Annotated in this window: 18 protein-coding genes and 1 tRNA gene; 1 reads left to right on the forward strand and 18 read right to left on the reverse strand. The window is 60.4% G+C overall.

The annotated features are described in order from the left end of the window. Positions 1-33 precede the first annotated feature (33 nt). Both IHE30_RS02195 and IHE30_RS02200 read right to left on the reverse strand, forming a co-directional pair. Positions 34-864 (reverse strand): IS3 family transposase, encoded by an 831-nt coding sequence (locus tag IHE30_RS02195; RefSeq protein ID WP_337688974.1) that lies wholly within the window; start codon positions 862-864, stop codon positions 34-36. Beyond that, positions 816-1,070, reverse strand: a complete 255-nt coding sequence (locus IHE30_RS02200) for a transposase (RefSeq protein WP_337688488.1) — start codon at positions 1,068-1,070, stop codon at positions 816-818. The genes IHE30_RS02195 and IHE30_RS02200 overlap by 49 nt, the downstream gene beginning before the upstream one ends. 589 nt (positions 1,071-1,659) lie before the next feature. On the opposite strand from IHE30_RS02200, the gene IHE30_RS02205 reads away from it, so the two are divergent. Next, on the forward strand, positions 1,660-2,301 hold the full coding sequence (locus IHE30_RS02205) for an HD domain-containing protein (protein WP_337688489.1): 642 nt from the start codon (positions 1,660-1,662) through the stop codon (positions 2,299-2,301). A 184-nt stretch (positions 2,302-2,485) separates the two neighbouring features. On the opposite strand, the gene IHE30_RS02210 is transcribed toward IHE30_RS02205, so the two are convergent. From IHE30_RS02210 to IHE30_RS02285, 16 genes are all read right to left on the reverse strand, one after another. After that, positions 2,486-2,896 carry a MerR family transcriptional regulator gene (locus IHE30_RS02210; protein ID WP_337688490.1) on the reverse strand — a complete coding sequence of 137 codons (411 nt, stop codon included), beginning with the start codon at positions 2,894-2,896 and terminating at the stop codon, positions 2,486-2,488. A gap of 75 nt (positions 2,897-2,971) precedes the next feature. After that, entirely contained in the window at positions 2,972-3,373 is a 402-nt protein-coding gene (locus IHE30_RS02215) for an integration host factor subunit alpha (protein WP_337688491.1), read from the reverse strand. Between the two features lie 57 nt (positions 3,374-3,430). Further along, entirely contained in the window at positions 3,431-5,899 is a 2,469-nt protein-coding gene (pheT, locus tag IHE30_RS02220) for a phenylalanine--tRNA ligase subunit beta (protein WP_337688492.1), read from the reverse strand. A 24-nt stretch (positions 5,900-5,923) separates the two neighbouring features. After that, positions 5,924-6,946, reverse strand: coding sequence for a phenylalanine--tRNA ligase subunit alpha (gene pheS / locus IHE30_RS02225; protein ID WP_337688976.1), 1,023 nt, complete (start codon positions 6,944-6,946; stop codon positions 5,924-5,926). Between the two features lie 142 nt (positions 6,947-7,088). After that, positions 7,089-7,448: a 50S ribosomal protein L20 gene (rplT, locus tag IHE30_RS02230; protein WP_013434982.1), complete on the reverse strand. Its 360-nt coding sequence runs from the start codon at positions 7,446-7,448 to the stop codon at positions 7,089-7,091. Positions 7,449-7,476: 28 nt separating this feature from the next. Beyond that, positions 7,477-7,674: a 50S ribosomal protein L35 gene (gene rpmI / locus IHE30_RS02235; RefSeq protein ID WP_337688493.1), complete on the reverse strand. Its 198-nt coding sequence runs from the start codon at positions 7,672-7,674 to the stop codon at positions 7,477-7,479. A gap of 201 nt (positions 7,675-7,875) precedes the next feature. Then, complete coding sequence (infC, locus tag IHE30_RS02240; RefSeq protein ID WP_083813434.1) at positions 7,876-8,400, reverse strand: translation initiation factor IF-3; 525 nt, start codon at positions 8,398-8,400, stop codon at positions 7,876-7,878. 48 nt (positions 8,401-8,448) lie between these two features. Then, complete coding sequence (gene thrS, locus IHE30_RS02245; protein ID WP_337688495.1) at positions 8,449-10,356, reverse strand: threonine--tRNA ligase; 1,908 nt, start codon at positions 10,354-10,356, stop codon at positions 8,449-8,451. Positions 10,357-10,603: 247 nt separating this feature from the next. Beyond that, positions 10,604-10,680, reverse strand: a tRNA-Val gene (locus IHE30_RS02250). A 90-nt stretch (positions 10,681-10,770) separates the two neighbouring features. Then, on the reverse strand, positions 10,771-12,996 hold the full coding sequence (locus tag IHE30_RS02255; protein ID WP_337688496.1) for a RelA/SpoT family protein: 2,226 nt from the start codon (positions 12,994-12,996) through the stop codon (positions 10,771-10,773). 57 nt (positions 12,997-13,053) lie between these two features. Further along, entirely contained in the window at positions 13,054-13,407 is a 354-nt protein-coding gene (locus IHE30_RS02260; protein WP_337688497.1) for a RidA family protein, read from the reverse strand. 53 nt (positions 13,408-13,460) lie between these two features. Continuing rightward, the gene (locus IHE30_RS02265) at positions 13,461-14,393 is read right to left on the reverse strand and encodes an alpha/beta fold hydrolase (RefSeq protein WP_337688498.1); all 933 of its coding nucleotides are present in this window, start codon (positions 14,391-14,393) and stop codon (positions 13,461-13,463) included. A 164-nt stretch (positions 14,394-14,557) separates the two neighbouring features. Then, positions 14,558-15,199 (reverse strand): CoA transferase subunit B, encoded by a 642-nt coding sequence (locus tag IHE30_RS02270; protein ID WP_337688499.1) that lies wholly within the window; start codon positions 15,197-15,199, stop codon positions 14,558-14,560. Positions 15,200-15,218: 19 nt separating this feature from the next. Then, the gene (locus tag IHE30_RS02275; RefSeq protein ID WP_337688500.1) at positions 15,219-15,917 is read right to left on the reverse strand and encodes a CoA transferase subunit A; all 699 of its coding nucleotides are present in this window, start codon (positions 15,915-15,917) and stop codon (positions 15,219-15,221) included. A gap of 373 nt (positions 15,918-16,290) precedes the next feature. Then, a complete protein-coding gene (locus IHE30_RS02280; RefSeq protein WP_337688501.1) occupies positions 16,291-16,704 on the reverse strand; it encodes an acyl-CoA thioesterase in 414 nt (137 codons plus the stop codon). Further along, the gene (locus tag IHE30_RS02285) at positions 16,704-17,486 is read right to left on the reverse strand and encodes an SDR family oxidoreductase (RefSeq protein ID WP_337688502.1); all 783 of its coding nucleotides are present in this window, start codon (positions 17,484-17,486) and stop codon (positions 16,704-16,706) included. The genes IHE30_RS02280 and IHE30_RS02285 overlap by 1 nt, the downstream gene beginning before the upstream one ends. Positions 17,487-17,492 lie beyond the last annotated feature (6 nt).

Consider the following 17,492-nt stretch of genomic DNA (forward strand, 5'->3'; position numbering starts at 1 on the left):
TTTTACTGCCTCCTTTCTGACCTGCCCCCGGTTTTAGTACGGAGCGCAGTTAGAGTCCGAGGCTAAAAATTCCTTCGCTTCGTGCGCCTGCGCGAACTGCACCGGCGCCAGATAGCCGAGCGAGCTGTGAGGCCGCTCGGTGTTGTACTCGATACGCCACTGCTCAATCAAACGCTTGGTATGGTGCATGGAAACGAACCCGTGCTCGTTCAGACATTCGTCACGGAATCGAGCGTTGAAGCTCTCGATGTAAGCGTTTGCCACTGGCCTGCCAGGACAGACGAACGAGAGCATGACACCGACTTCGTCAGCCCATGCATCCAGCACCTTACCAGCGAACTGCGAACCGTTGTCCACCGTGATGGAAGTGGGCGAGCCTCGCATCTCTCGTAACCGTTCAAACACCTGCTTAACTCGCAGGCCTGGCAACGAGGTATCGACCTCGATAGCTAGGCACTCACGCGTGTCATCGTCCACCACGGTCAGGCAGTGAAAGCGCCGACCATAGGCCAACCCATCGCCGACGACGTCCATCGACCCGCTTTGGTTCGGCCCCGTTGGCACCGGCAACAGCTTACGCTCGACACAGGCAATGCGCTTGCGTCGCCGCTTGCGCACACTTAGTGCGGCTTTGCTGTACAGCCGCCAGATACGTTTGTGGTTTGTCAGCCAGCCCTCGCGCTGCAACAGCACGTGAATCCGCCGATAGCCATAGCGCCGCTTTTGAGCAGCGATGGCCATTATCCGGCCAGTCAACACTTTGTCGTCACCCCGGCGGCGCGATTCATAGTGAACGCGTTTGGCCTGCGGGCTTGCTATTTTCGCGACAGCAGCTTCTTCAACGCCGCGTTGTCGAGCATCGATTCGGCCAGCAAACGCTTGAGCTTGTTGTTCTCCTGCTCCTTCAAGCGCTGCGCGTCCGAAACCGTCATCCCGCCGAATTTCGCTTTCCAGTTGTAGTACGTCGCTTCTAAAATGCCATGCTTGCGGCAAAGTTCGGTTGGCTTCAGGCCTGCCTCGCCTTCCCTCAGCACGCCAATAATCTGTGCTTCGGTGAATCGTTTCTTCACGATTGCTCCTCTTCCGAACGGACTCTACACCGTCACCGTACTAATCTCGGGGAGCAGGTCAATTGTCACCAAGTTTTTTTCAGACGTATCTGCGTCCAGTGGATATTGACATAGTCCAAACACGCCTGACACGCACCTGGTCCATGTCCGGTTTACCAGCCTGCTGCCACATCGACAAAAACTGGGCCACAATACATGTTGCTGCGTAGTATCCACGACCGCCCTGAACAAATCATTTGAATCACCAATGCGCCACTCATGTTAAAGCCCCTCTGCTTACTCTCCGAGAATAAACACTTGTGCCAGTTGTATCAAAGGTGCCAGGTATCGAGCTTATGCCGCAGGCTACAAAAGCGCATACCAGTATAGAAACAAGCGCGAGAAGGCTCATGTAAGCGTACGTCCTGCTGCGCCGACACCGACCATGGATGAACTGATCGCCGCCTCCGCCAAAAGATAGAACAGGATATCCTTGCGCAAGCGGAACTATTCCGAAGCAATCCGCTCTTTCTATCCGGAACGAGCATGGGTCACATCGAACCGATCCGGTGGATAAGTTGCCGGATCGCCGTATTTTTACCCTTCCTGCATGACGTCAGCCTTCGCGCCATACCCACACCTCGCGTCAATTCTTCTTCCGTTTGCCACGGAAGGGGACGATGGCGCTCACGACATCGCCCACCTCCAACGCGTGTGGAAAAACGCGTTCGCCATCCAATCAAAGGATGGTGGCGACGCACAAGTGCTGTTCGCCGCCGTCCTGCTGCACGACTGCGTTCAGGTGGAAAAGCATTCGCCGCTGCGCCCGCAAGCCTCTCGGCTGGCTGCCCAACGCGCTACGCAAACCCTGCGACGACTTAGAAGGCAAGAAGAAAAGATTGAACCCGTCGCTCATGCCATCGAAGCGCACAGTTACACTGCCGGTATCACGCCCAAGACGCTCGAAGCCAAAATCCTACAAGACGCCGATCGGCTGGACGCCATCGGCACACTCGGTATCGCTCGATGCTTCTACGTGGCTGGACGCATGGGATCGCAGCTCTATGCCCATGCCGATCCGCACGCCCAATACCGGCCACTGGACGACGCGCGATACGCGCTCGACCATTTTCACACGAAGCTATTGAAGCTCTCCGCCCATTTCCAAACGCCGGAAGGTCAGCGCCTGGCCAAGCTGCGTCACGAGCGGCTAGCACGCTTCGTGGATGAATTTTCGGAAGAGATTGGATGAGGGCACGGTGCGCGCCGCGCATCCGTCCGATGCAGTCCGCCGGGCGTCACCCTCGCATCGTTGCAACGTGAGGAGCAGTGTTCCCGCCGTCAAGCATCGCGGCACGGTAGCCACCCTGAACGAGAACGAATGGGTAACGCGCATATCAAGTAGATCAGCAGGAGAAGAGCATGCCCGTCGTGGGTCACGACCGCTTGCCGTCCGTCAGTAGAGCGATCACCTGTCGAAGTTCGTCGCGCAGTGCGCCCACGTCGACGGCAACCAGCCGAAGATCCGTTGGCGGCACGCCTGCCTCGCCCGGCGGGACCGTACCCCCCGGCTCGTCCGGCAGCAGCGCACCGCGTGAATCGAGTCGGTTGCGCGCACCGTTGATCGTGAATCCTTGCTCATACAACAGCTCCCGGATTCGTCGGATCAGCAATACTTCATGATGCTGATAATAACGCCGGTTTCCGCGGCGTTTGACCGGCCTTAACTGCGTAAATTCTTGCTCCCAATATCTGAGCACGTGCGGTTTGACACCGCACAGCTCGCTGACTTCACCGATCGTGAAATACCGCTTCGCGGGTATGGGGGGCAACGTGACTTTGTCCATCGTCACACGCTCGTCATGTCGGTCTTGGATGCGTCCAGGGGACTAACACGGCCAGCAGACCCTGACGCGGCTCATTCAGCGTGCCTGCAGGTTCGCGGCGCCGGATTCGACCTGCGCCTTCAGCTTTTGGCTCGCATGGAAAGTCACCACGCGCCGTGCCGCGATGGGGATGGCCTCGCCGGTCTTCGGATTACGTCCCGGGCGTTGCGGCTTGTCGCGCAACTGGAAGTTTCCGAATCCGGATAGCTTGACGCTCTCACCATTTTCAAGCGCATCGCGGATTGCCTCGAAAAACGCTTCGACCATGTCCTTTGCCTCGCGCTTATTCAGACCGACCTGATCGAACAGCAACTCGGCCAGTTCGGCTTTTGTCAACGTCGGCGTCTCGGATGAAGCCGGATTGCTGTAGGCCGGATGATCGCGACTCATCACACTGCGTTGCGCAGACAGAAGTGCTTCAAATTCACTCGAGTTCATTGGATGCTTATCGTACAAGAATGGCCCCTGGTTTCTTTCGGTCAAATCGGATTCGATTTAGCCGCGCAATCTCGCACCAAAGACTCGAGCCAAACGTTCCACCAGGGTTTTGACGGCGAACTCAACCGTCTCGTCCTGAAGGGTCCCGCCAGTATCTTGCAAGGTTATCCGGAACGCAAGGCTTTTCTCGTCAGCCGAGAGCCCCCCCGAAACAGCGCCGGAACCGGTTTGCTTCGCGTCGAATTTCGGCCGGAATTCGTCGAATAGCACCATTTTTTGCACAAACCGGAGTGCCTCGTTGCCAACCCGCGCCTGCGCGAACTCATCGAGTATCGATTGGACTTCGACATGCTGCGGCACGACCAACGCGATGTCACGGCGCACCGGCGGGAATTTCGAGACCTCAGTCACAACCGGTAATGCATGCCCGGCCACCGCATCAGCCTCGACCTCGAACAGTACCGGTGCATGCGGAAGCTCGTATTTTCGCAGCCAACGCGGATGCAGCTCGCCAATCCAACCAACAATGCGACCATGGATCTCGATTTGCGCACTGCGCCCCGGGTGCAATGCCGGATGCGAGGCCCGCGTGAAGCGAGGCACCGTCGGTGCAAACAGCGCCTGCACGTCGCCCTTCACATCGAAGAAATCGACCTGTCGCGCCGATACCCCCCATTGTTCGTCGACGACCGGACCATAGGCCAGCGCACCGATCATCTTCGGTTGGACAAAGCCCTCCACCGTCAATTCGCCCTCCTGCACCGCCGGGTCCGCGCGAAAGATCCGACCCGCCTCGAACACGCGCACGCGCTCCGCACGCCGATTCAGATTATGCTGCAGCACGCCGACCAAACTGCCGAACAATGTCGAACGCATCACCGACAGCTGGCTCGCGATCGGGTTGAGCAGCGCGACGGGCCGCTCATTACCGGCAAAATCCCGTTCCCACTCAGCATCGACAAAGCTGAAATTGATCGTTTCCGCGTAATCGCGCGCCGCCAGCGCACGACGCAACGCATGGATCGAGCGCCGCGTCTCATTCGTCACGCGCATCTCGCTCGTTGCGATCGGCGGACGCGCCGGGATCTTTTCGTATCCGTGGAGGCGAGCCACCTCCTCGATCAAGTCCTCCTCGATCTCGAGGTCGAAACGGTAGGTTGGCGGCGTCACAATGAACGTATCGCCGTCCGCCGCACGCTCGAACGACAGATTCAAGCGCGTGAAGATGCGGGCAATCTCGTCCGCCTCGATCGGCACGCCAATGATCCGGTTTGCGCGCGACACACGCATCGAGACGGGCTTGCGCTGCGGCAGGTTGACGATATGGTCGTCCACCGGACCGGCGTCGCCACCGCAGATCGACGTGATCAGATGCGTCAGGTACTCGATATGCTCAACGGTGGTCGCGTAGTCCACGCCTCGCTCGAAGCGATGCGCGGCATCGGTCGAGAAGTGGTATTGGCGAGCGCGTCCACGGATGCTGTCGGGCCACCAAAATGCCGCTTCCAAATAGATATGCCGCGTATCGAGCGTCACCGCGGTACTGTCACCGCCCATGATACCGGCCAGGCTTTCGACACGTCCCTGATCATCCGCGATCACGCCGACCGTTTCGTCCAACTCGATCGTATTGCCGTTGAGCAGCTTCAGCATCTCACCGCGCTTGCCCCAGCGCACGTGCAAGCCGCCATGAATCTTGTCCAGGTCGAATAGGTGCGATGGACGCCCAAGCTCGAGCATCACATAGTTAGAAATGTCGACGAGCGCCGAAATGCTGCGCTGGCCCGCTCGCTCGAGCCGCTGGACCATCCATGCGGGCGTGCTGGCCCGCGCATTGACGTTGCGGATCACGCGGCCGGAGAACCGTCCGCAAAGCTGCGGCGCCTCGATACGCACCGGCAACCGCGCATCGCAGGTGACCGGAACAGGGTGGTAGGACGGCGCGTTGAGCGGCGCCCCGGTAATCGCAGCCGTCTCGCGCGCGATACCGAACACCGATAAGCAATCGGCCTTGTTCGGCGTCAGCTTAATCTCGAAAATCATGTCGTCGAGCTGCAGCACGTCGCGGATGTCGCGTCCGATCAGCGTATCGTCCGGCAACACCAACAGTCCGCTGTGGTCGTCCGACAACTTGAGTTCGCGCGCCGAGCACAGCATGCCCTGACTTTCGACGCCGCGCAGCTTCGACAGCTTAATCTCGAACGGCGCACCGCCCGCTTGCGCGGGCGGCAGCGTCGCGCCGACCAGCGCGGTCGGCACCTTGATGCCGGGCGCCACGTTCGGCGCACCGCACACGATCGTCAACGTCTGTCCCGTGCCCGCGTCAACCTGGCACACGTTCAGCTTGTCCGCATTCGGATGCTTGACGACCTCGAGCACCTTGCCCACAACGATCTTCGATGTCGGCGGCGCCACCGGCGCCCACTCCTCGACCTCGAGCCCCGCCATCGTCAGCGCATGTGCTAGCGCCTCCGTCGACAACGGCGGATCAACAAAGCTTCTTAACCAGGATTCAGCAAATTGCATGGGGTGTCGATAAGGAAAGTCAGGTCACGCAAACTGGCGCAGGAAACGCAAATCGTTCTCAAAGAACGCGCGCAAGTCGTCCACGCCGTAGCGCAGCATCGTCAGTCGCTCCAAGCCACTGCCAAATGCAAAGCCAATATAGCGCTGCGGGTCGAGCCCCATGTTGCGCACCACGTTCGGATGCACCTGCCCCGAGCCGGAAATTTCGAGCCAGCGCCCAGCGTTTTTGCCGTGCTCGAACCTCATGTCGATCTCGGCGGACGGTTCGGTAAACGGGAAGTACGATGGGCGAAAACGCACGAGGATGTCGTTGCGCTCGAAAAACTTCTTCAAAAAGTCCGTGTAGACGCCCTTCAAGTCTGCAAAGCTAATGTTCTCGTCGATCCATAGCCCCTCGACCTGGTTGAACATCGGCGAATGCGTCGCATCGCTGTCAACACGATAGGTGCGCCCGGGGACGATGACCTTGATCGGCGGCTTATTCATCCGCGCATACCGGACTTGCATCGGACTCGTATGCGTGCGCAGCAACAACGGCCTGCCTTGCACGTCCTTCGCGTCGAGATAAAACGTGTCCTGCATTGAGCGCGCCGGATGATTCTCGGGGCTGTTCAGTGCGGTAAAATTGTACCAATCGGTTTCGATCTCCGGCCCGTCGGCCACGTCGAAGCCAATCGAATGAAAAATCTGTTCGACGCGCTCCCACGTCTGCATCACCGGATGCAAACTGCCCACCCCTGCGCCGCGCCCGGGCAGCGTCACGTCGATCGCCTCAGCAGCTAGCCGCTGATTCATCAACGCATCGGCGAGTGCCTGGCGACGCGCGTTCAGTGCCGCCTCGACCTGCTGTTTCGCGACGTTGATGCGAGCGCCCTCGCTCTTGCGCACCTCCGGGTCCAGCTTGCCCAAGCCCTTCAGCAATTCGGTCAACGCACCGGCCTTGCCGAGGAAGCGTGCCTTTTCGTTTTCGAGCGTCACAGTGTCCGCAGCATTCGCAAAGGCGCGCTGCGCGTCGGCGACGATCTGCTCAAGATCGGGAGATCCCATCATGTCAACGTCTATCAGTGGATCAAAAAGGTTGCGGCCAACAAAAAAACGGGGGCTCCCGCAAGAGCCCCCGTTCAAGTCTGCCGGTCGGTGTGCGGCCCAATGGGCGCGATGACCAACCCGGCACCGACTGTCCTTACGGTCAGCGGGCAACGGCGGCTTTCACCTGCGCCACGATGGCAGCAAAAGCAGCCTTGTCGAACACGGCCATGTCGGCAAGCACCTTGCGATCGAGCTCGATCGACGCCTTCTTCAAGCCGTTCATGAACACGCTGTAGGTGATATCGTGTTGCCGCGCCGCTGCATTGATACGCGCAATCCACAGACGCCGGAACACGCGCTTCTTATTGCGGCGATCGCGATATGCGTACTGACCGGCACGCATGACCGCCTGCTTCGCGATCCGGAACACATTATTGCGACGGCCACGATAGCCCTTCGCAAGGTTGATGATTTTCTTATGACGGGCCCGTGCGGTAACCCCACGTTTGACTCGAGGCATGTTTCTCTCCTATGAGTTCGATTCAGGGTTACGCGAACGGCATCATCGCGCGAACGGAATTGACGTCCGACGCGTGAACATCCGTGCTGCCACGCAGTTGGCGCTTGCTCTTCGTCGTTTTCTTCGTCAGGATGTGACGCTTGAAGGCCTGACCGCGCTTGACGGTACCGCCCGGACGCACGACAAAGCGCTTGGACGCGCTTTTCTTGGTCTTCATCTTAGGCATTGCTACCACTCCAGTTTTTTATGGCCACGGGTGTGCGGCTAAACACTCCGCCCTTGCAAGACCCGGGGACCACTTGTCGTCGGCGCGCGCTGCAATCGCGTCACGCGCCGCCTTTTCGGAAGACGCCGTACTGGCCGCCTTCGAAACCTGCATCGTGCGCCGTATCGCAAGCGGCAGCATGCCGCGCGCAACGCACGCCCCTCACTTCTTCTTTTTCGGCGCCAGCACCATTACCATCTGACGACCTTCCATCTTCGGCATTTGCTCGACCTGACCGTACTCGTCCAGATCCTGGCGCAGACGGTCCAGCATCCGCATGCCGATTTCCTGGTGCGCCATTTCGCGTCCACGGAAACGCAACGTGATCTTCGTCTTGTCGCCTTCGTCGAGGAATCGCGTCAGGTTGCGCAGCTTGACGTGGTAATCCCCATCGTCGGTGCCCGGGCGAAACTTGACTTCCTTCACCTGGATCACCTTCTGCTTGAGCTTCGCCTCGTGCTGTTTCTTGGCTTCCTGATACTTGAACTTGCCATAGTCCATCAGGCGGCACACAGGCGGCTGTGCATGTGGAGCAATCTCGACAAGGTCGACATCGTGCTGTTCCGCTAAACGGAACGCCTCGGCCAGCTTCACGATGCCAATAGGTTCCCCATCGACCCCAACCAGACGCACCTCCGGCGCGCTAATTTCACCGTTGATGCGATGCGACGACTTATCAGTAGCGATGTTACGTTTCCTCTAAAAATCAAAAAAACTAGCCGCGTTGCTGATGGCTCACCCAAACACCCGCACTTCATTGTGCAGGCGGTCGAGAAAGGCTTCGACCGGCATCACGCCCAGGTCGACGCCGCCACGGGCACGCACGGCTACCGTTTGCGCATCACGCTCCTTGTCGCCGACCACTATCAGATACGGGACTTTTTCGAGCGCGTGTTCTCGTATTTTATAGCTAATCTTTTCGTTACGCAAATCGGCGGCCACCCTAAACCCTTGTTTTTTCAATGATTGGGCAACAGTATTCGCGTAATCGGCCGAACTTTCCGCAATATTCATCACCACGACCTGCGCTGGGGCTAGCCACAGCGGCATGGCACCAGCATAGTGTTCGATCAAAATGCCAAGGAAACGCTCCATCGAACCCACAATCGCTCGGTGCAGCATCACCGGGCGGCGGCGGCTATTGTCTTCGGCCACATATTCCGCGCCGAGGCGCTCCGGCAGCACGAAGTCCAATTGCAGCGTGCCACACTGCCACGACCGCCCCAGCGCATCCTTGATGTGGTACTCGACCTTCGGTCCATAGAATGCGCCCTCGCCATCGAGTTCCTGCCACTGCAGGCCGCACGCCGCTAAGGCTTCACGCAAGCCCTGTTCCGCGCGCTCCCACGTCTCGTCCGTGCCCGCGCGCTGCTGCGGCCGCAACGCCAGCTTGATGTCGATTTGCTCGAAACCGAAGTCTTTGTACACGCTCATTGCCAACGAATTGAACGCGATCGACTCGGCAATCACCTGGTCTTCCGTGCAGAAGATATGCGCGTCATCCTGCACAAACCCGCGCACTCGCATCAGACCATGCAGCGCGCCCGAGGCCTCATTGCGGTGACATGAACCGAACTCGGCAAAACGCAGCGGCAGGTCGCGATATGAATGAAGGCTATGATTGAACAGCTGCACATGTCCCGGGCAGTTCATCGGCTTGATCGCGTAATCGCGTTTCTCCGATTCCGTCGTAAACATGTTTTCGCGATAGTTCTGCCAATGACCGGAGCGCTCCCACAGCGAGCGATCCATGATCATCGGCGTCTTCACCTCGAGGTAGCCGGCCTCGCCCAGCCGGTGCCTGAGGTATTGCTCGACCTGCTGCCACAGCGCCCAGCCCTTTGGGTGCCAAAACACGAGCCCGGGAGCCTCCTCCTGCAGATGGAACAAGTCCAGCTGCTTGCCGAGCTTGCGATGGTCGCGCTTCTCAGCCTCTTCGAGCATGTGAAGGTACGCGTCTTGATCCTCCTTGCGCGCCCACGCCGTGCCGTAGATCCGCTGCAGTTGCTCATTGTGCGAATCGCCACGCCAATACGCGCCGGCTAGCTTCATTAGCTTGAACACCCTGAGCTTGCCCGTGGAAGGCACATGCGGTCCACGGCACAGGTCTGTGAATCCGCCATGCGAATACAGCTTAATTTGTTCGCCTTGCGGAATCGACTCGATGATCTCGGCCTTGTAGCGCTCGCCGATGCGCTTGAAGTAGTCGACTGCCTCGTCGCGCGACACCACGCGCCGTGACACCGGCTCGTCCTTCTTGGCGAGCTCGTGCATGCGCTGTTCGATGCTCTGCAAGTCTTCAGGCGTGAACGCGCGATGATAAGCGAAATCGTAGTAGAACCCGTTGTCCACGACCGGCCCGATCGTCACCTGGGCCTGAGGAAACAGCTCTTTGACCGCATACGCGAGCAAGTGCGCCGTCGAGTGGCGGATGATCTCGAGCCCCTCCGGGTCCTTATCCGTGACGATCGAGACACGGGCGTCGCGCTGGATCACGGCCGACGTATCCACGAGCTCGCCATCGACCTTGCCGCCAAGCGCTGCCTTCGCAAGGCCCGGACCGATCGACGCGGCCACTTCAGCCACCGTCACCGGATGATCGTATTGCCGGATAGAGCCATCGGGCAGTCGTACCGAAATCATTGCGTTCTCCTGGCGCCGTGCCATGTACGGTTAAGTCGGAGGCCGGAAACAAGGCCAAAAAAAATGCGGCCCTATCGAGGGCCGCATTTTAGATTCAACACAAAACAAAGGTCGAAACAGGTCCTCGACTAGCGTCGCTCCGAAAAAGTCCCGGTCAACGTTCGCGATGTCATAACCATTTCGCCCGATGGCCGCCGATGAGCAGCCCCTTGCTTTGCACTGGATTCCGCTAGGAATCCGTATTCGTTGGTAGGCTCGATTGGACTCGAACCAACGACCCCCACCATGTCAAGGTGGTGCTCTAACCAGCTGAGCTACGAGCCTGAAGAAGCCGTGATTATAGGGAGGTTTTCGTCTGTTGCCAAGTGTTTTATGCAAGGGCGCCAACACGGCAAGCCTCCCTTTCGTTGGCGCTCATTGACGCCGCTTCGCCCGGACCACCCCTTGCACGTCGCCGAGCAGCGTGGTGGCACGCTGCACCTGTGCGCTATTAGACACCTCCACAGTGAATTGCATATACGCAACGTTGCGACGCGTCTGGGACTTCACCCCCACCAGATTGATCTTCTCGCGTGCGAACACCTCGGTGATATCGCGCAGCAACCCCTGGCGATCGACGGCTTCGACCACCAAGTCGATTGGGTAGACGCTTTGGCCGCGGCCGCTGAGTACGTCGTTGGACCAAGCCGTATGCAGCACGCGCTCCGGCACGCGCGCGGCCATACGCAAAAAGCTTGCGCAATCACTGCGATGGATCGATACCCCCTTGCCGCGCGTCACGAAGCCGGCGATCTCGTCGGGCGGCGCCGGCCGGCAACATTTCGCCAGTTGCGTGAGCAACGCATCGACGCCCACCACCAGCACGCCGGTCGATGCCCCGGACGCAACACTGGCGCCGCTGCTGCGCCGCTCAAAATTCGCAGGCTCCAGCCCAGACGGCTCCGAGGTGGGCGCATCGCGAAGCGCCTGCTCGACCGAGCGCAGGCTGAGTTCGTCTTTGCCCACCTGCAGAAATAGCTCATCCGGTGCCTTGAAGCCGAGCTTCGCGGCAAGCTCATCGAGATTGACCGACGTGCGCCCCTCGCGTTGCAGCGTCTTTTCGACAGCGGCCCGGCCTGATGCGATGGTCTCTTGCAACTCGATCGCATTGAACCACGCCCGCACCTTTTGCTTGGCACGCGCGCTATGCAGATAGCCCAGTTGCGGATTGAGCCAGTCACGCGACGGCCCCCCTTGCTTAACCGCGACGATCTCAACCGTCTGCCCGTTTTGCAGCGGTGTGTTCAGCGGCACCATCGCCCCGTCCACGCGAGCGCCCCGGCATCGGTGCCCGAGTTCGCTGTGCACGTAATAGGCAAAATCGACCGGCGTCGCTCCCTGCGGCAGCGCCACCACGCGCGCCTGCGGCGTCAGCACGTAGATATGGTCATCCAGCGGCGTCTGCCGTAGTTGCGCCCACGGTTGCGACGGCGAGTCGCTGCCGGACACTTCATCCTTCCACGCAAGCAACTGCCGCAGCCACGCGATCTTCTCGTCGTACTTGTCACTGGCGGCGAACTGGCCGTCGTATCCGCGGGTTCCCGCCTCTTTGTAGCGCCAATGCGCGGCAATGCCATATTCGGCAAAATGATGCATGTCGTGCGTACGGATCTGCACTTCGAATGCCCGGCCGTCATCGCCAATCACCACCGTATGCAACGACTTGTAGCCATTGGGCTTCGGCCGGGATATATAGTCGTCGAACTCGCGGGGCACCGGCTGCCAGAGATTGTGCACGATACCAAGCACGGTATAACAGTCCTTGACGTCCGGCACGATCACGCGGAACGCACGTACATCGTTGAGTTCAGAGAACTCGAGCTTTTTGCCGCGCATCTTCCGCCAGATGCTGTAAATGTGCTTAGGACGTCCGCTCACCTCCGCATCGATGCTCGCCGCCGCGAGTTCGCGCTTCAGACGCGCGATCGCATCGCGCACATACGATTCACGCTCGACCCGCCGCTCGTCGAGCAGCTTCGCAATACGCTTGTAGGTTGCCGGCTCCTCGAAACGGAACGCGAGGTCCTCCAGCTCCCATTTCAATTGCCAGATACCGAGGCGGTTGGCAAGCGGCGCATAGATTTCCAGCGTCTCGCGCGGTAACGCCGCCGGCGGCGCCAGCTTGTGCGCTGCATAAAAGCGCAGCGTCTGCAGCCGCGACGCAAGCCGGATCAGCACGACGCGAATATCCTGCGCAAACGCCATTAGCATTTTGCGCAGCGCCTCGACCTGCGCGCGGCGATGTGCCTGCGCGTCACGGCCCCTTTCGCTGTCGGATGTCGTTGCCTGAATGCCAATTACACCGAGCCGCAGCAGCTTGCGCACATCCGTGACCAATTGCAGCACGTCTTCGCCGAAACGCTCGCGCAGCAAGCGTTCTGGCTCGCTCAGATAGGGAATCACCGAGAATAGCGCTGCCGCCACGGATGACGGAGGATCGACGTTCAGCGTATTGACGATCTGCGCGGTGCCCTGCGCGTGCTCAACGAGCATCTCGCCCGACCCAAGTCGCACCCCACTGGCGTGCTCCCGCACGAAGGCAAGCGCGTCGTCAAGCGTCGCTGCCGGCGACTGGACGCGGGTTTCGGGTTCGGTACTCATCTGTCAAACCAGGACAGCGCCGGCGGCTACCGCACGGCGCGATAGCATGGGAAACGCTCAGCTTCGCTGCGCGGCAACCACTACGACTTCGACCAGGCATTCCGGATCGGCAAGCTTGGCCTGCACGGTGGCGCGCGGCGGTGTATTGCCGTTGGGCACCCATTCGTCCCACACGTCATTCATTGCGGCGAAATTCGCCATGTCGGAGAGGTAGATCTGCGTCGACAAAATCAGTGACTTGTCGCTGCCGGCCTCCGCGAGCAGCCGGTCGACGTGGCCAAGCACCTCGCGCATTTGTCCAGCAATGTCTTGCTTCGTCTCCTCAGCGATCTGGCCGGCGAGATAGACGGTGCCATTGTGCACGGCAATTTCGGATAAACGGGGACCGACATGAAAACGTTGCACTGCCATGGTAAATATCCTGTGGAATCGATGAAATCAGGCGCGCGCCATCGCACGCCGGCTCATTGCAGCGTCGGCGCCGGCCGATGCGCAAGCGCCGGCTCGCCGCCGCAAAAGAATGCTTCGGCGATCGCGATCTGCTCGTCGTGCACGAACGTGGGCGCATGGCCAACGCCAGCAATCTCGACGGCCGACACTTGGCGGCCACGCTGCTGCATCGCCTCGACGGTCTCGCGCGACAGCAGATCCGACTGCTCACCCCGCACTACCAGCGTAGGCCCCGGAATCGCCTCGAAGGCACGCCACAGCAACGCTTGGCCGGTACTCGCGAGTTCCGCCTTGCTGGCCTCAAACGGTATCGCGATGCGCGGGTCATAGTGCAGCACCCACGCACCGGCATGCTGCCGCAGCAACGGCCGATTCAACGCACGCCACTCGTCTGGCGTATGCGGACCGAACCCCGACAAGATCGAGGCCAGATAATCGTACGCCTGCTGCTCGGTAGCGAACTTCGGCGCGTTGCCGACGTACTCGCCGATTCGGCGCAGCGCATCCGGCTCCAGCGTCGGCCCGACGTCGTTAAGCAACAGCTTGCGCACCGGACTGTTCGGCAGCCCGGCCAGCACCATGCCGATCATGCCGCCCATCGACGTGCCGAACCAATCCACGGTGTCAACATTCAACCGGGCAATCAGTGTCACCATATCTGACACATACTGCGACAATGCGTACTGCTGCGCATTGTCGAGCCAGTCGGACAGCCCACGACCGGCGACATCGGGGCACACGACGCGAAAACGGTCCGCGAGGCGGCTGGCCAGCGCATCAAAATCCCTGCCGGTACGGGTCAGACCATGCGCGCAAACAAGTACGCGCGGATTGGATGGGTCACCCCATTCGGTATAGGCGATCCGGTGCAGACCAGTGGGACTGATACAACGCACGAAGACCTGACGCGGTGTACGTGGGTCGGGCGAAGCGGACGGAGCCGGCATGGATGTATCCTGAAACGTAATGGCTTAATTTTAGCGTGCTTTGCGCACGCGGCCCGCCAGCTCCACGCATAATGGCCGATCGGCCGACGCACACCGCAATCCGCCACGACCACTACAACCACTACGATAACGGCGGCGCGGACGCACCGCAGCTGTCGTCCCGACTATGCAAACGCGCTCACGTCGAGCGGCACACCGGTCTTGCGCTGGATTGCCTCGATGCTCACGTCGGGCGCGATCTCGACCAGCTTCAGGCCGACGTCGGTCACGTCGATCACACCCAGGTCGGTGACGATCCGGTCCACGACACCAACGCCGGTCAAGGGCAGCGTGCAGTGCTCGAGGATCTTATGCTGGTCGCCCTTGGCCACGTGCTCCATCAACACGATCACCCGCTTGACGCCGGCCACCAGGTCCATCGCGCCGCCCATGCCCTTGATCATCTTGCCAGGGATCATCCAATTGGCGAGGTCACCGCCCTGACTGACCTGCATCGCGCCCAGGATCGCCAAGTTAATGTGCCCGCCGCGAATCATCGCAAACGAGTCGGCGGACGAGAAGATCGACGAGCCGGGCAATGTCGTCACCGTCTGCTTGCCAGCGTTAATCAGATCCGCGTCGACTTCATCCTCAGTCGGCGACGGACCGATGCCAAGCAATCCATTCTCGGATTGGAGCCACACTTCGATGCCATCTGGTACATGGTTGGCCACCAGCGTCGGCAGCCCGATCCCCAGGTTCACATAGAAGCCGTCCTGCAATTCCTGCGCGGCGCGCGCCGCCATTTCATCTCGATTCCAGGCCATCTCGGTCTCCTTTGCGCGCTTATTGCTGGCGCACGACGCGTTGCTCGATGCGCTTTTCCGGGTGGGCATTGTGCACCAGCCGTTGCACGAAGATGCCGGGCGTATGGATCGCATCCGGGTCAAGCTCGCCGGTTTCGACAATCTCCTCGACTTCAGCGATCGTGATCTGGCCCGCCATGGCACACATCGGATTGAAGTTACGCGCGGTACGGCGATAGATCAAATTGCCCGCCTTATCGGCCCGCCAGGCCTTGACGAGGGCGATATCGGCAGTCAATGAGCGCTCGAGCACATAGTGGTCGTCGCCGAACTGCCGCGTCTCTTTGCCTTCGGCAATTACGGTGCCATAACCGGTATGGGTAAAGAAGGCCGGAATGCCGGCGCCACCGGCGCGCAACTTCTCGGCCAGCGTGCCTTGCGGCGTGAACTCCAGTTCCAATTCGCCGGCCAGGTATTGGCGCTCGAACGCTTTGTTCTCGCCCACGTACGACGAGATCATCTTCTTGATCTGTCGCGTTTCGAGCAGCAGGCCCAGTCCAAACCCGTCCACGCCCGCATTGTTGCTGATACAGGTGATGCCCCTGACGCCCGAATCGCGCAGCGCAGCGATGAGCGCCTCGGGGATGCCGCACAGGCCGAAGCCGCCGACCGCGAACGTCTGGCCGTCCTTGACGATGTCCGCCAGCGCCGCCCGGGCGCTCGGATAAAGCTTGTTCATGTCGCTGTCCCTTCCTTTATGGATGTCCCGCTTCGGTGCGGGTGGCTACGCCGGGTCCGGTGCTACGGTTACGGCACGACGCCAAATTGGGTGTGCGAAGGTTACGCTGAGCGGAGGTTGCAGCACAATACGCAAAAGTACATAAGTACCGCACCGTCGTCGGTACCGTGCGGTGCGGCCGTGACGCTCGCCGCAGCATGCGGGCATAGATGCGCAAGTACGGCACCGGCAACGCGACTGAACTGGTCCAGCGGTTACTTAAGCTGAGCCCGGCCGGGCAGATTGCCAATTGCTGCACGGGCCGAAAGCCGGCTGAGTGGCGTGCGTCCTGTGGACGCAGGGAGCGCGCAGCGGCTCGCCCCACCCAGCGCGGCTACTCGAGCGCTGCGAGCAGCGCCTCAGGCAACGGCACCGACTTGCCGGCGTTGTAATCGACCCAAACGATCTTCGCGCCCCCTTGCGCGATAAGCTCGTTGGGCGTGTCGGTGCGCGTCAACTCGAAGCGCGAGTCCAGGCTGCGGCGTCCCGGCTTGCCGATCCGCATTGTGCCGCGTACGTCGCCTGGATAGCGCAGCTGGCGCAGAAAATCCATGTGCGCGTTAACGATCACCGGGCCGCACCCGTTCTCATCCGGCACAGGCAAGCGTAACGTCTCGAACCATGAGACCCGCACCTGTTCCATATAGCGGAAATAGACGACATTGTTTACGTGTTGAAACGCGTCCATGTCCCCCCAGCGGATCGGCAACACCATCTCGAACACGTGGCGATACACGTCAGAAGACATCAGGCCACCCCCAATCCGTCGTCGGCGACCATCACTGAGCCGTTGATAAATTGCGACTCGTCGGCCGCAAGCAGCAGCAACAAACCGTCCAAATCCTCCGGCGCGCCGGCCCGCTTGCGCGGCAGCATCGCGAGCAGTTTCTGTTCGTGCTCCGCGGAGCCGTGATGGTGGCTGAACTCAGTATCGATGTAGCCGGGGCAGATCGCGTTGACATTGATGCCATGACGACCCCACTCCAGCGCCATGGCCTTGGTCATATGCACGACGGCGGCCTTACTCATTGCGTATAGTCCGATTTGCGGCAACGCGCGCAGGCCGGCAACCGATGCAATGTTGATGATCCGATAGCATGGCTTCGCATCCGCTGCGCCGTTGCCCCGCATAATCATGCGCTTGGCGACCTCTTGCGCCACGAAAAATGCGCCGCGCGTATTGATGCCAAACACATATTCAAAGTCGGCCGGTGTCACATCGACCAACTTTTGTGTCGTCGATATGCCGGAAAGGTTGACCAGGATGTCGATTGTGCCCGCTTCGGTTTCGGCGTGCGCGACCGCGGCCTTGATGCTGCCATAGTCGGTCACGTCCAACGCGACCACATGCGCCGCGCCTCCCGATGCCTCGATCTCGGCGCGTAGCTCCTTGAGACGCTCGGTGCGGCGGCTCGCCAGCACCACTTTCGCGCCCGCGCCCGACAGCACCTGCGCGAAGCGCTTGCCCAGACCGCTCGACGCGCCGGTGATCAGCGCGACCTTGCCTTCAAGATTAATCGAACGACCCATTGAAAT

This window comes from Mycetohabitans sp. B46, assembly GCF_037389205.1.
In the GTDB taxonomy this organism is placed as follows: Bacteria; Pseudomonadota; Gammaproteobacteria; order Burkholderiales; family Burkholderiaceae; genus Mycetohabitans.